3 protein-coding genes are annotated in these 16,551 nt (G+C 40.6%); 2 read left to right on the forward strand and 1 reads right to left on the reverse strand.

What is annotated here, in order from left to right; genetic code table 11:
• Nucleotides 1-28 precede the first annotated feature (28 nt).
• On the reverse strand, nt 29-748 hold the full coding sequence (locus TI10_RS10255) for a class I SAM-dependent methyltransferase (protein ID WP_049583205.1): 720 nt from the start codon (nt 746-748) through the stop codon (nt 29-31).
• An 876-nt stretch (nt 749-1,624) separates the two neighbouring features.
• Between TI10_RS10255 and TI10_RS24435 the strand changes: the two genes are divergently transcribed.
• Both TI10_RS24435 and TI10_RS10270 read left to right on the forward strand, forming a co-directional pair.
• On the forward strand, nt 1,625-8,533 hold the full coding sequence (locus tag TI10_RS24435; protein WP_080985020.1) for a Tc toxin subunit A-related protein: 6,909 nt from the start codon (nt 1,625-1,627) through the stop codon (nt 8,531-8,533).
• Nucleotides 8,534-9,013: 480 nt separating this feature from the next.
• Nucleotides 9,014-16,507 carry a Tc toxin subunit A-related protein gene (locus tag TI10_RS10270; protein WP_049583207.1) on the forward strand — a complete coding sequence of 2,498 codons (7,494 nt, stop codon included), beginning with the start codon at nt 9,014-9,016 and terminating at the stop codon, nt 16,505-16,507.
• Nucleotides 16,508-16,551: the final 44 nt, after the last annotated feature.

Here is a 16,551-nt window from a genome sequence, read left to right on the forward strand (position 1 = left end):
AGGAATTCCATTAGTCAAATATGAACATCTAGAATTTAGTAGCTTTGAACATTACGAAAGGCGGGTAATATCGTAGACTTTCAGTATCCTTTGAAACATCAGCGTCACTGTGTTCAAAAAGCTCAATAGTTTTGAACCCGGCCTCGTTCAAAGTTTTGTAATATGTCTCTTTATGCCAATGCGTATCTGAAATCTTAAAAATACTTCCATTTGGCATATCTAAATACACTGGCTTGCTTTCCCCATCACTATATTTTTTATTTAGATCACCGCTCATAAAAGAACTGAACTTAATCCCAACGGAATCCGGATTGGTATCCAATACGTAAAAAATTCCGCCAGGTTTTAATGTCCTGTGAACTTCCTTAGCGATTTTCAAAAGATCAGACTTTTTACTGTTAGTAACGAACACGTAACAGCATATAGCTGCGTCGAAAGTATTATCATCGAAGTTAAGGACATCAGTTGTGATTTGATGATAAAAACTATTGCCACGATTGATGTTGCTGGAGGCTTTGTCCACCATAGTTTGTGAAATATCCACTCCCGTTACCATCTTTATGCCTCCAGCAATTAGCCGACGTGACACTTTCCCACCACCACAACCATAATCAAGAACCGATACGTTTTGTCCCAAACTCTCCTTAAGGTTCTCAATCAACGGCGTGTACCCAAGTCTTTCCTCCAAATAATCATCATATTGATCGAATAAGTTTGAAGCCTCTTCATTCATCCAGTCAGTATTCATTTGTCATCTCATATTCATTTATGTGTAGTAATAACCAAAAAAGGTCTAGATTTACCTATTTCAGCCCATTCATATTGAGTTCAGTCACAATATTCTCTTTTTTACAGGAGGTTTATCGTATATATAACCAATCAACTTCAACCCTGCATCTTCAAGTTAATTAGGTATATTACCACTCCAAAAATAGTTTTTAAAAAAACAATAACTATATTCATTAAAAATCATTACTTCATATAGAATGATATATAGTCGAGATAATTACTATACCCGTTATCTTTCAAGTTGCCTCTTTGTTGGCTGCGCTCACTCACCCCGGTCACATAGTTCTCTATGCTCCCGGGGATTCGCTCCTTTGCCGTCGCGATGCATCTTGAAATCCATAGGGTATATAATAATAACCAAAAAAATTTCCTACAGCCTTCATTGCTTCAAACCCAAAAGAAAAAATGTTCATTGAATGCTATCTGACAATTGCTTAGAACAGGCCAGAAAACAGTCGAAATAATATCTTTTCTAATTTTCCTCTTCGCTTATCACAAAATATTAATCATTTTACTTTTCATAAAACACCATTAAAAATAACAGTAATTATTTCATAACTTTATCACTAAAAAAGTAATTTTTATAAGTGTGATTATAAATTTTGTTATTGCATTGCCGCAGCAATTTAAATAAACAATATATAATAACGTTATGAAATAATTAATGTGAGAATAATACCATTTTACTATCCACTATTTTCAACTTATTTCAGTCCGTTATCAGACATCATATTTGCTGCCTTATTTTAATGAATATCAATAACTTTTCTATTGTATTCATAATACGCAAGGCAACATAAATGTTTTATTTACTTAACATTTAGAAGGAATAATCATGAGCACACTCACTCCCGAACTGACGCAACAGGAACAACAGGCACAAAAAGCTAACCGACTGCATGAGGCAAGTATCCTCAAACGTGCTAATCCCCAATTACAAAATGCGATACATCTTGCTATTACAGAGCCTCATGCTGATCAGCAAGGTTATAACAGTAAATTCGGCGGCCGCGCCAGCCAGTATGTCGCCCCCGGCTCAGTTGCTTCTATGTTCTCTCCCGCCGCTTATCTGACTGAACTTTATCGGCAGGCGCGCGGTTTACATGCAGATAATTCCGATTATCATCTGGATAAACGCCGCCCGGATTTAAAATTACTGACACTCAGCCAGCAAAATATGGATGATGAAGTTTCTACACTTTCTCTATCTAATAAGGTGTTGCTGGAGGGGATTAAGACTCTGAACGGGTTGGAAGGCCATACTAGTGTGATGAAAGCGCTATCAACCTTTCGCTATTCTGGTTCGATGCCGTATCACGATGCTTATGAAAATATATGCAAAGCTATTCAATTACAGGCTCCGATATTCGACCAATTTAATCCATCCCCAGAAACAGATATCTCTAGACTGAAATATCAAACTTCCCTGTTGGGAGTTAATGCTTCTGTCTCACCTGAATTGTTTAATATTCTGACAGAGGAAATTACCGAAGAAAATGCAAATGAGAAGTTTGAGAAAAATTTTGGGGATAGAGAGCCATCAGAATTTCTTACCCTGGATGCCTTGAAACACTATTACAATTTAACCAATGAAGAATTAGAACAATTTTTAAATCACGTATTAATAGAAAATAATTCTACTTATACAAATAACCAGCTTATTAATATAAGCATTAACACATCAGGTACAATACAATTGAGTCGCATAACACGAACACCTGGTTCAAATTATAATAACCTCAATTACATGAATTTATACCCAATTCAAAATAGGCATTTTTATGTTGATATTAGCTATAAGAAAAAAGCTGGACAAGTTAGTATTAGACTTAACTCTCCCCGGTCTGAATATCTCACAGGTATATATAAAACGACCATAGAAAACACAAATTATTCTTCCCCAATATTTAAATTAACCGACAAAGACATTCAAAAAGAATTTATTCTTTTAAGTTATCGTTATAAAGAAAATAGTGATTCGGATATATCTGACGCATCTTATGCCAAGTTCCAAATTCAGGATTATTCACCTGCAATTTTTCTGTTAAAACTTAATAAAACCATTCGTTTGTCCCATGCAACAAAACTTCTTCCAACAGTACTGAAACAAATTGTCTCCAATATCAATCAAAAACTAGATATCAATACAAAGGTATTAGAGGAAGTCTTTCGCGTCAAATACTATATGCAACGTTACGGTATTGATTCTGAGGCAGCATTGGTACTGTGCAATGCGCCTATTTCTCAACGTTCATATAATAATCAACCTAGCCAATTTGATCGCCTGTTCAATATACCATTATTGAATGGCCAATATTTCTCCACCGAAGATGAAGAAATTGATTTAAATCCAAGTAGTACTGGAGATTGGCGTAAGTCTGTGATTAAACGTGCATTTAATATCGATGATATTTCTCTCTACCGCCTGCTTAAAATTACCAATCATAATAATCAAGAAGGAAAGATTAAAAATAATCTAGAAAATCTTTCTAACTTATATCTTGGGAAATTACTGGCGGAAATTCATCAATTAACCATTGATGAATTGGATTTATTGCTGGTTGCCGTGGGTGAAGGAGAAACTAATTTATCCGCTATCAGTGATGCAACATTGGCTACACTGATCAGAAAACTCAATACCATTACCGGTTGGTTACAGACACAGAAGTGGAGTGTGTTCCAATTATTTGTTATGACCTCCACCAGCTATAACAAAACGCTAACGCCTGAAATTAAGAATCTGCTGGATACCGCCTACCAAGGTTTACAAGGCTTTGATAAAGACAAGGCAGATTTACTGCATGTTATGGCGCCCTATATTGCGGCCACCTTACAATTATCATCGGAAAATGTCGCCCATTCCGTGCTGCTTTGGGCAGATAAGTTACAGCCCGGCGACGGCGCAATGACAGCAGAAAAATTCTGGGACTGGTTGAATACTCAATATACGCCGGGTTCATGGGAAGCAATAGAAACACAGGAACACATCGTTCAGTATTGTCAAGCGTTGGCACAATTGGAAATGGTTTACCACTCCACCGGCATCAACGAAAACGCTTTCCGCCTGTTTGTGACAAAACCGGAAATGTTTAGCACTTCTACTGGGTCAGCACCTACGCACGATGCGCTTTCATTGATCATGCTGACGCGTTTTGCGGATTGGGTTAACGCGCTAGGAGAAAAAGCTTCTTCCGTGTTAGCAGCATTTGAAGGTAAGACCTTAACAGCAGAACAACTGGCTGATGCCATGAATCTTGATAAAAATCTACTGGAGCAAGCCAAGACTCAAGCCAAAGTTAATTTCTCCAACTGGACATCTATCGACGCCATCCTGCAATGGGTTAATATCGCGCGTCAACTGAACATTTCTCCGCAGAGCGTTTCAGACCTGGTTAAATTATTAACCGCAACCCTCCCCCAGACCTATGACAAGTGGGAAAACGTCGCTGCGATATTAACCGCAGGACTAGACACCCAAAAGGCCGATGCCCTGCATATTTTTCTGGATGAGTCTCGTAGCGCCGCATTGAGTAAATACTATATCGGTCAAGTTGCTAGTCAAAATCCAGCGATTAAAAACCGTGATGATCTGTACCAGTATTTATTGATTGATAACCAAGTTTCCGCCGCCATCAAAACCACCCCGATTGCGGAAGCTATCGCCAGCATCCAACTGTATGTCAACCGGGCATTGAAAAATATGGAAGGTAATACAGTCACAAGTGTCATCAGCCATCCGTTCTTTACCCATTGGGATAAATACAATAAACGCTACAGCACCTGGGCCGGAGTCTCTCAGCTCGTTTACTACCCTGAAAATTACATCGATCCGACGATACGTATCGGGCGAACAAAAATGATGGATACGTTGCTGCAATCCATCAGCCAGAGTCAATTAAATACCGACACGGTAGAAGACGCCTTTATGTCTTATCTGACGTCGTTCGAACAGGTAGCTAATCTGGAAGTCGTCAGCGCCTATCATGACAATGCCAGCAGTGATCAAGGATTAACCTATTTTATCGGACACAGTAAAACCGAAGTTAATCAATATTACTGGCGTAACGTGGATCACAATAAATTCAGTGATGGTAAGTTTCCTGCTAACGCCTGGAGTGAATGGCACAAAATTGATTGTCCAATAAATCCCTATAAAAGCACTATTCGCCCGGTAATTTTCCAATCCCGCCTGCATCTGATCTGGCTGGAACAGAAGAAAATTGCTAAACAAACAGAAAATAATCACCAAACCGTCGAAGATTATCACTATGAACTAAAACTAGCACATATCCGTTATGACGGTACTTGGAATACACCAATAACCTTTGATGTCAGTGACAAAGTATCTGCTGTTTTGAATACACCGAATTTATTAAGAATATTGAAAGAATTGACAAAATCGAGAGAATACCATAAACAATTAGAAGAAAGCCTGAAGCAATATAATGATAGAAATAATCCGCAATATCAAATTGACCTAAATATAAAACAAGCAAAAGAAGAGAGGATACAAAGGCTACAGGAGCAACTAGAGCTGGAGCTAATGAAACAACAATTAGGGTTCTACTGTACAAATCATCAAGATAATAAATTGCTGGTAATGTTTTATCGCAAACGAGATGAACTGGATGAGTATAAGAGAAAAGTAGAAGAATTAGTAGAAGCAGAAAGAAAGGTAAAAGAAATAGCAGAAAAATCTAGTAGAGAAGATGGAATATCATTACCTGAATATCAAGAAAAACAAAAAGCACAAAAAGAATTAGAAGAACTAATACAAGAATTAATGCAAGAGTTAATGCAAGAACTGTATATCTCCGCCAATATGTTACTTGAAAATATAGAGCCTAAACAGCGCAAAACTATTTATGAACTCACCTATAGTCAATTTGACACTAACAATGCCATAAGGGTGAATAACCCCCATGAAATTAAAAACAATAATATCCTGACCCTTCACAATGATACAAACGGGGCGCAATATATGCAATGGGGAGCCTATCGTATCCGCCTTAATACGCTGTTCGCCCGTAAATTAATTAGCCGCGCCACGGCCGGGATCGATACTATTTTAAGTATGGAAACACAGAAATTGCCAGAACCTCAGTTAGGAAAAGGATTTTTTGCTAATTTTACTCTTCCTAAATATGATCAAAACGTACATGGCAATGAGCGTTGGTTTAAAATTCACATAAGAAACGATAATGGATTGATGAATTTATACTACAAGGGAATATTAACTGATACCGAAACTAGCATCACTCTTTTTATCCCTTGGTCTAATACACAATCGCGTGTCGAAATAGCCGTAGAATATAAAGGTAAATTTTATCAGGATCAACAAAAATGGGAAACCGCTTTATTTAATTTTGATGAAACTAATAATAAATTTGTGTTGGTTAATGATGTTGATAATAAGAAATTTGTGATAAACGATATTGAAGCGACCGTCAATAAATATAAAGGTTTTCTTGATGTTTCTATTCTTATCGATCAAAACACAGAACCAATGGATTTCAACGGAGCTAACAGCCTCTATTTTTGGGAGCTGTTCTATTATGCTCCGATGTTAATTGCTCAACGTTTGCTACACGAGCAAAACTTCGATGAAGCTAATCGCTGGCTGAAATATATCTGGAACCCGTCTGGCTATATTAAACATGGTCAGATTCAGCATTACCACTGGAATGTTCGCCCATTATTGGAAGATACCAGTTGGAACGATGATCCATTAAATTCCGTCGATCCCGATGCTATAGCGCAATATGATCCCATGCACTACAAAGTCGTTACTTTTATGCGCACCCTAGATCTGTTGCTGGACCGTGGAGATTATGCCTATCGTCAGTTAGAACGAGACACGCTCAATGAAGCCAAGATGTGGTATATGCAAGCACTGCATCTGTTAGGCGATAAACCTCATCTATCGTTCAGTTCAGAGTGGAGCAAACCGAGTTTAGGCGACGCTGCCGGAACGGAAAGACAAAAGCAACACGCCCAAGCAATGGCCGCTCTGCGACAAGGTGATGTTAGTCGGCACAACAACCCGACAGATCTTTTCTTGCCACAGGTCAATGAAGTGATGCAAAACTATTGGCAAAAATTGGAACAACGGCTGTATAACCTGCGTCATAACCTCACTATTGACGGCCAACCGCTACATCTGCCTATTTACGCTACACCGGCAGATCCAAAAGCATTACTTAGCGCCGCTGTCGCTAGCTCCGAAGGTGGGGTAGCTCTCTCACAGCCATTTATGTCACTGTGGCGTTTCCCACACATGCTGGAAAACGCGCGTGGTATGGTCAGTCAGCTCACTCAATTCGGCTCTACGCTACAAAATATTATCGAACGTCAGGATGCGGAAGCTTTAAACACGCTCTTGCAGAATCAAGCAGCAGAACTGATATTGACTCATCTCAGCATACAGGACAAAACCATCGCAGAGCTGGATGCGGAAAAAATCGTACTGGAAAAATCCAAAGCCGGGGCGCAATCACGCTTTGACAGCTACAAAAAGTTATACGACGAAAATATCAATGCGGGTGAAAACCGGGCTATAGCATTGCATGCCTCCGTTGCTGGCCTCAGCACTGCCCTGCAAGCATCACGTCTGGCGGGCGCTGCGCTTGATCTGGCGCCCAACATTTTCGGTCTCGCTGATGGCGGTAGCCGTTGGGGAGCGATTGCCGAAGCGACAGGTAATGTTATGGAATTCTCCGCCAGTGTGATGAACACCGAAGCGGATAAAATCAGCCAGTCAGAAGCCTATCGCCGTCGCCGTCAGGAATGGGAAATCCAGCGTAATCATGCCGAAGCAGAGATAAAACAGATCGATGCTCAACTTCAATCACTGGCAGTACGCCGTGAAGCCGCGGTATTGCAGAAAGCCAGCCTAAAAACCCAACAGGAACAGACTCATGCTCAATTGACTTTCCTGCAACGTAAATTCAGTAATCAAGCGTTGTACTACTGGCTACGCGGTCGGCTAGCTGCTATTTACTTCCAATTTTACGATTTGGCCGTAGCGCGTTGTCTGATGGCTGAAATGGCTTATCGTTGGGAGACTAATGAGACCGCGGCAAGCTTTATCAAACCCGGCGCCTGGCAGGGAACCCATGCGGGTTTACTGGCTGGTGAAACCTTGATGCTGAATCTGGCGCAAATGGAAGATGCCCATTTGAGGTGGGATCAACGCGCTCTGGAAGTGGAACGGACCATTTCATTGACGCAACACTATGGAGCACTGCCAGAAAAATCGTTTAATTTAGCCACACGGATTTCTACCCTGCTAGCAGGTGGTACAACTGACTCCATTGATGATCATCCCGTTACATTAGAAAACGACCAACTTAGTGCCAAAATCTCTCTGTCAGGTCTGTCATTAGATAATGACTACCCAGATGGCAACGGCGTAGGCAACATTCGACGCATTAAACAAATCAGTGTCACCTTGCCAGCCCTGTTAGGACCATATCAGGATGTACAAGCTATTCTGTCCTACGGAGGAAGTGAAATCGGATTAGCTGAAAGCTGTAAATCACTGGCGATCTCTCATGGGATCAATGACAGTGGTCAATTCCAGTTGGATTTTAACAATGGTAAGTTCCTGCCGTTTGAAGGGATTGCGATTAACGATACTGGCACATTGACACTCAGTTTCCCCAATGCGACTGTCAAACAAGAAAACATGTTGCAGACTTTGAGTGATATTATTCTGCATATTCGCTATACCATCCGCCAATAACCACCTCAATTAAATACCAAAAACAGGCTCCTAAACGGGGCCTGAACTTTTCACGAATATATACCACTCACAGTCTGCTCTCTTTACCTGTCTGACGCTCGTTATAACAGAGATATTTCCTTTTCTCGTGAGTCCCATCACCTACTATAAAATATCAACCCTCTTCTTTTTCATAATATGCAATATGTAACAAATGCAATTATTTCATTTAGTTATTGTTAACTAGTTATATTACTTATGATGTAATTATAAATTTTGTTATTGCATCACAATAGCCATTTAAATAAATAATAACGTTGTGAAATAGTTGATAGTTAAATGGTGTTTTTATTTAGCCGTTATTTTCAACCCAATTTCAGACCGCTATCAGACGTTACCTGTGTTGCCTTTGTTTTGATAGATATAAATAACCTTATTTATATCCACGGTACTCAGACCAGCATAAATGTTTTATTTACCTAACATTTAAAAGGAATAAACATGAACACACTCAAATCCGAATATGAAAACGCGTTAGTAGCAGGTTTTAATAATCTAACCGATATTTGTCATCTCTCTTTTGACGAACTTCGCAAAAAAGTGAAGGACAAACTCTCATGGTCACAGACCCAAAGCTTATATCTTGAAGCACAGCAAGTGCAAAAGGACAATCTCCTGCATGAAGCCCATATTCTGAAACGCGCCAATCCTCATTTACAAAGTGCGGTCCATCTTGCCCTGACAACACCTCATGCTGACCAGCAAGGTTATAATAGCAGATTTGGCAATCGCGCCAGCAAATATACAGCCCCAGGCGCAATTTCTTCCATGTTTTCTCCTGCGGCTTATTTAGCTGAACTTTATCGTCAGGCACGGAATTTACATGATGAAAATTCTATTTATCATTTGGATACACGGCGTCCGGATCTAAAATCATTGGTGCTCAGCCAGAAAAATATGGATACGGAGATTTCCACACTTTCTCTGTCTAATGACATGTTGCTAGAGGGTATTAAAACTCTGTTCAAGGACAAGCTGCTGGAGGCTCTGAAGAATATTAAATCTCTGTCCAAGGACGAGCTGCTGGAGGCTTTGAAGAATATTAAACCTCTGTCCAAGGACGATCTGCTGGAGGCTTTGAAGAATATTAAACCTCTGTCCAAGGACGATCTGCTGGAGGCTTTGAAGAATATTAAACCTCTGTCCAAGGACGATCTGCTGGAGGCTTTGAAGAATATTAAACCTCTGTCCAAGGACGATCTGCTGGAGGCTTTGAAGAATATTAAACCTCTGTCCAAGGACGATCTGCTGGAGGCTTTGAAGAATATTAAACCTCTGTCCAAGGACGATCTGCTGGAGGCTTTGAAGAATATTAAACCTCTGTCCAAGGACGATCTACAGGAATGTATTGAAATTCTATTCAATCTGGACAGCCACACTAAAGTAATGAAAGCGTTATCCAATTTCCGCGTTTCTGGCATGATGCCATATCACGATGCTTATGAAAGCGTGCGTAAGGTTGTTCAATTACAGGCTCCGGTGTTTGAACACGTTGTTAGTACATCACTAGAAACGACTATCGATGAACTAAAATATCAAGCTTCTTTGTTGGAAATTAATTCTTCTGTCTCGCCTAAATTATTTACTATCTTGACTGAAGAAATTACTACAATCAATGCAAGAAGTCTCTATGAGGAAAATTTTGGTAATATTAAACCTTCTCTAATAGGAAAACCGGAATATCTGAAAAGTTATTACAATCTGAGTGATGAAGAGTTTAGCGATTTCATTAAAATAAGAACTATACTTCTTCCAGAAGAAGAAATAGCAATTACTGATCTTGCATCGCGTACTACTAGTACACAACAGACTATCGAAAATCCTGATTATCGTGCTCTATTGAAAATTAATAAGTTTATTCGTCTATTCAAAGCTATAAACTTATCACCGACGGTATTAAGTGGAATCCTCCGCAGCATCAGCACAGAATTCAATATCAATAAAGAAATATTACAAAAAATCTTTCGTGTTAAATACTATATGCAACGTTATGGTATTGACACTGAGACTGCATTAATACTATGCAAGGTACCAATTTCACAATATATCAATGACGGACATCTAAGTCAGTTTGATCGTTTATTTAATTCCCCCAAACTGAATGGTCAAGATTTTTCCGTCAATGGTACTCAGAATATTGATTTAACCCTAAGCAGTACCAACAACTGGAATAAAACAGTACTTAAACGTGCTTTTAACCTCGATGATATCTCATTAAATCGACTACTAAAAATTACCAATCCGGTCAATACTACCGAAATGATAACTAATGATATAGAGAATCTTTCTCATCTCTATAGGACAAAATTACTGGCAGATATCCATCAGTTAACTATTGATGAACTGGGGTTACTGTTGGAAGCCATAGGTAAAGGAACAACCAATTTATCTGAGATTACTCCTGACAATCTGGTTACTCTAATTAACAAACTCTATGCTGTCACTAGCTGGCTACGTACACAAAAGTGGAGTGTCTATCAGTTGTTTATGATGACTACTGATAAATATAACAAAACCCTAACCCCGGAAATACGGAATTTACTGGATACCGTCTACAATGGCTTGCAAGATTTTAATAAGAAGATGTTGAAAGCTGAAGAAGATCTAGAGAAAACCAAAAAGAAATTGCAGAGCGCCAAGGAAAATCTGGAAAAATTCCCGGAAAACCAGCCACAACTCCAAGAAGACAGGAAAAAAGCCCAGAGAAGACTGAATAAAGCTGAAGAGACCCACGAAAAAGCCGAGAAAAACCTAGATGAGGTCAGGAAAAATCTGCCAAAAGCCATATCTCCTTATATCGCCGCCGCTCTGCAATTACCATCTGAACATGCGGCATATTCCATACTCATCTGGGCAGATAATCTGGAACCCGGCATAGGAAAAATGACAGCGGAAAAATTATGGAACTGGTTGCGGAAAAATCCCGTTACGGCTCAACCTGAATTCCAAAAACAAGCTGAACCTGTGGTCCAGTATTGCCAGCGCCTGGCACAACTAGCGTTGATTTACCGTTCTACCGGCCTTAACGAAAACACCTTAAGTCTGTTTGTGACAAAGCCGCAACACTTTGTTATTAAAACCAAAGCACCCGAAACAACTGAAACAACACCAGCACATGACGTATCAACACTAATGTCACTAACGCGTTTTACTGACTGGGTTAACTCACTAGGTGAAAACGCCTCTTCTGTACTAACCGAATTTAAAAAAGGAACATTAACAGCAGAACTATTGGCTAAGGCTATGAATCTTGATAAAAATCTACTGGAGCAAGCCAAGATTCAGGCAAAAACTGATTTGTCCAACTGGCCATCTATCGACAACCTATTGCAGTGGATTAACATCTCACGTCAATTGAACATCTCTCCACAAGGCATTTCCACACTGACTCAAGTATTGACCGCAGAACCTCCCGCTAACTATACCCAATGGGAAAACGCCGCTGCGATATTAACCGCCGGGCTGGACACCCAAAAGACTAACGCCCTACATGCGTTTCTGGATGAGTCTCGCAGTGCTGCGTTAAGCACATACTATATTTATTCTCATAACCAAAAAGATCGAGAAGCAAGAAAACATACAGTAATTAAAAACCGTGATGATCTATATCAATACCTATTGATCGATAACCAAGTTTCCGCCGACATTAAAACTACAGAGATCGCTGAAGCTATCGCTAGTATCCAACTGTATATTAACCGCGCGTTGAAAAATATGGAGGGAGATACTGTCACAAGTGTCACCAGCCGCTCATTCTTCACCAACTGGGATAAATACAATAAACGCTACAGCACTTGGGCCGGTATGGCTAAACTCCTTTACTATCCAGAGAATTACATCGATCCGACGCTACGTATTGGGCAGACAAAAATGATGGATACGTTGCTGCAATCCATCAGCCAAAGCCAATTAAATATCGATACCGTAGAAGATGCCTTTAAATCTTACCTAACATCATTCGAACAGGTGGCTAATCTGGAAATCCTCAGCGCCTACCATGACAACATTAATAATGATCAAGGATTAACTTACTTTATCGGACGTAGTAAAACAGAAGTGAATCAATATTATTGGCGCAGTGTGGATCACAATAAATCCAGCGAAGGTAAATTCCCCGCTAATGCCTGGAGTGAGTGGTACAAAATTGATTGTCCAATTAACCCCTACAAAGATACTATTCACCCGGTAATTTTCCAATCTCGCCTGTATCTTATCTGGCTGGAACAAAAAAAGGCGACTAAACAGGAAGGTGATAAAACCGCCTCGGGTTATTATTATGAACTGAAATTAGCGCATATCCGTTATGACGGCACCTGGAATACACCAGTCACCTTTGATGTAAACCAAAAAATATCCGATTTAAATCTGGGAAATAAAACACCTGGACTTTACTGCTCAAGCTTTCAAGGCAGAGATGAATTGCTGGTGATGTTTTATAAAAAACAAGATCAATTAAATCAATACACAAACACAGTACCAATAAAAGGACTATATATCACTTCCAATATGTCTTCTAAGGAAATGACACCTGAAAATCACAAACCTAACGCTTATAAACAGTTTGATACTAATAGTATTATTGGTGTCAATAATCGCTATGCAGAAAGCTACGAAATCCCTTCATCAGTAAATAGTAATAACGGTTATGATTGGGGAGATGGCTATCTGAGTATGGTGTATGGCGGAAATATTTCAGCCATCAAACTGGAGTCCTCATCAGATAAGTTAAAACTCTCACCAAGGTTAAGAATTATTCATAATGGACTTGTAGGCCGACAACGCAACCAATGCAACCTGATGAAGAAATACGGTCAGCTTGGTGATAAATTTATTATTTATACTACTCTAGGTATTAACCCCAATAATTTGTCGAATAAAAAATTCATTTACCCTGTTTATCAGTATAGTGGGAACACTACCAATAATGAGAAAGGACGTCTGCTGTTTTATCGAGAAAGTACTACTAACTTTGTAAGAGCCTGGTTCCCTAACCTTCCCTCTGGCTCTCAAGAAATGTCCACAACCACTGGCGGTGACATTAGTGGTAACTATGGTTATATTGATAACAAACATAGTGACGATGTTCCATTTAAACAATATTTCTATATGGATGACCACGGTGGTATTGACACTGATGTTTCAGGGATATTATCTATTAATACGAACATTAATCATTCAAAAGTTAAAGTAATAGTGAAAGCCGAAGGTATCACAGAGCAAACTTTTGTAGCGAGCGAAAACAGTAATGTCCCCACCAATCCGTCCCGCTTCGAAGAAATGAATTATCAGTTTAAAGAGCTTGAAATAGATATCTCCACACTGACATTTCATAATAATGAAGCAAGTATTGATATCACCTTTATCGCATTTGCTGAGAAATTTGACGATAATAGTAATGATCGTAACTTAGGCGAAGAACATTTCAGTATTCGTATTATCAAAAAAGCGGAAACTGATAATGCCCTGACCCTGCACCATAATGCAAACGGGGCGCAATATATGCAGTGGGGAAACTCTTGTATTCGCCTTAATACGCTATTTGCCCGTCAATTAATTAGCCGAGCCAACGCGGGGATAGATACTATTTTGAGCATGGACACTCAGAATATTCAGGAACCTAAATTAGGAGAAGATTCTCCTGATGCTATGGAACCAATGGACTTCAACGGCGCCAACAGCCTCTATTTCTGGGAACTGTTCTACTACACCCCGATGCTGATTGCTCAACGTTTGCTGCACGAACAAAACTTCGATGAGGCTAACCGTTGGCTGAAATATGTCTGGAACCCATCCGGTTATATTGTCAATGGTCAAATGCAACATTACCGCTGGAATGTTCGCCCATTACAAGAAGACACTAGTTGGAACGATGATCCGTTGGATTCATTTGATCCTGATACCATAGCTCAACATGATCCAATGCACTACAAAGTCGCCACCTTTATGCGCACCCTAGATCTGTTGATCGAACGGGGAGATTACGCCTATCGCCAATTGGAGCGGGACACACTCGCTGAAGCCAAAATGTGGTATATGCAGGCACTGCATCTATTGGGTGATAAACCTCATCTACCACTCAGTTCAGCATGGAATGATCCAGAGCTAGAAGAGGCCGCAGCTCTTGAAAAACAACAGGCACATGCCAAAGAAATAGCAGATTTACGACAAGGACTTCCTACATCCACAGGGTCTAAAGATGAAATCAAAACAGATCTTTTCCTGCCGCAAGTCAACGAAGTGATGCTGAGCTACTGGCAGAAACTAGAACAACGGTTGTATAACCTGCGCCATAACCTCTCTATTGATGGTCAACCTTTACATTTGCCTATTTTCGCAACACCAGCAGATCCAAAAGCGCTGCTCAGCGCCGCTGTCGCCAGTTCACAAGGTGGAAGTAATCTTCCATCAGAATTTATATCAGTGTGGCGTTTCCCTCATATGCTGGAAAACGCCCGTAGTATGGTCAGTCAGCTAACCCAATTCGGCTCCACATTGCAAAATATTATCGAACGTCAAGATGCGGAGGCATTAAACACGCTGTTGCAAAATCAGGCGGCAGAACTGATATTGACCAATCTCAGCATACAGGACAAAACCATCCAAGAGCTGGATGCTGAAAAAACTGTGCTAGAAAAAAACCGCGCCGGAACCCAGTCGCGTTTTGATAGCTACAGCAAATTCTACGATGAAGACATCAACGCGGGTGAAAAACAGGCAATGGCGTTGCGTGCTTCCGTCGCTGGCATCTCTACAGCCCTTCAAGCATCACATCTGGCGGGCGCAGCACTTGATCTGGCGCCCAACATCTTCGGCTTCGCTGATGGTGGCAGCCGTTGGGGGGCGATCGCCCAAGCCACAGGTAATGTCATGGAGTTCTCCGCCAGTGTTATGAACACCGAAGCGGATAAAATCAGCCAATCTGAAGCCTACCGTCGGCGTCGTCAGGAATGGGAAATTCAGCGTAATAACGCCGAGGCAGAGCTGAAACAAATCGATGCTCAACTTGGTTCGCTGGCAGTGCGCCGTGAAGCCGCAGTATTGCAGAAAACCAGCCTAAAAACCCAACAAGAGCAGACTCATGCACAACTGACCTTCCTGCAACATAAGTTCAGTAATCAGGCGCTGTACAACTGGCTGCGTGGTCGATTGTCCGCCATTTACTTCCAGTTCTATGATTTAACGGTAGCTCGCTGTTTGATGGCGGAAATGGCCTATCGCTGGGAGACTAACGATACCGCATCACGCTTTATCAAACCCGGCGCCTGGCAGGGAACCCATGCCGGTTTGCTCGCGGGTGAAACCTTAATGCTGAATCTGGCACAGATGGAAGATGCCCACCTGAAACAGGATAAACGCGTACTGGAGGTAGAACGTACCGTTTCGCTGGCCGAAGTCTATGCCAAATTACCGCAAGATAAATTTATCCTGACTCAGGAAATAGAGAAGTTGGTGAGTAAAGGTTCAGGCAGGGCCGGCAAGGACAATAATAAGCTGGCGTTTAGTACCAATACCAATACCTCTCTAGAAGCGTCCATTTCGTTATCTACCTTGAACATTAGCAGCGATTATCCTGATTCTATTGGTAAAACCCGTCGTATTAAACAGATCAGCGTTACCCTGCCAGCACTGCTAGGACCCTATCAGGATGTGCAAGCAATTCTGTCTTACAGCGGAAAAGCCTCTGAATTGGCTGAAAGTTGCAAATCATTAGCGGTTTCTCATGGGATGAATGACAGCGGTCAGTTCCAACTGGATTTCAACGATGGCAAATTCCTGCCGTTCGAAGGAATCAAAATCGATGAAGGTACGCTGACATTGAGCTTCCCAAATGCAATTAGTAAAGAAGACAAAAAAGACGAAAAAGGCAAACAACAAGCCATGCTGGAGAGTCTGAACGACATCATTCTGCATATTCGCTACACCATTCGCCAATAACGATTTTAATTAAGTGCTAAAACAGGCCCCTAAGCGGGGCCTGC

This window comes from Photorhabdus luminescens subsp. luminescens, assembly GCF_001083805.1.
Taxonomy (GTDB): Bacteria; Pseudomonadota; Gammaproteobacteria; order Enterobacterales; family Enterobacteriaceae; genus Photorhabdus; species Photorhabdus luminescens.

Excerpts from the sequence above, each read along its gene's own strand:
- TI10_RS10255 (WP_049583205.1), bottom strand. The coding sequence starts at position 748 with ATGAATACTGACTGGATGAATGAAGAGGCTTCAAACTTATTCGATCAA.
- TI10_RS24435 (WP_080985020.1), top strand. The coding sequence starts at position 1,625 with ATGAGCACACTCACTCCCGAACTGACGCAACAGGAACAACAGGCACAA.
- TI10_RS10270 (WP_049583207.1), top strand. The coding sequence starts at position 9,014 with ATGAACACACTCAAATCCGAATATGAAAACGCGTTAGTAGCAGGTTTT.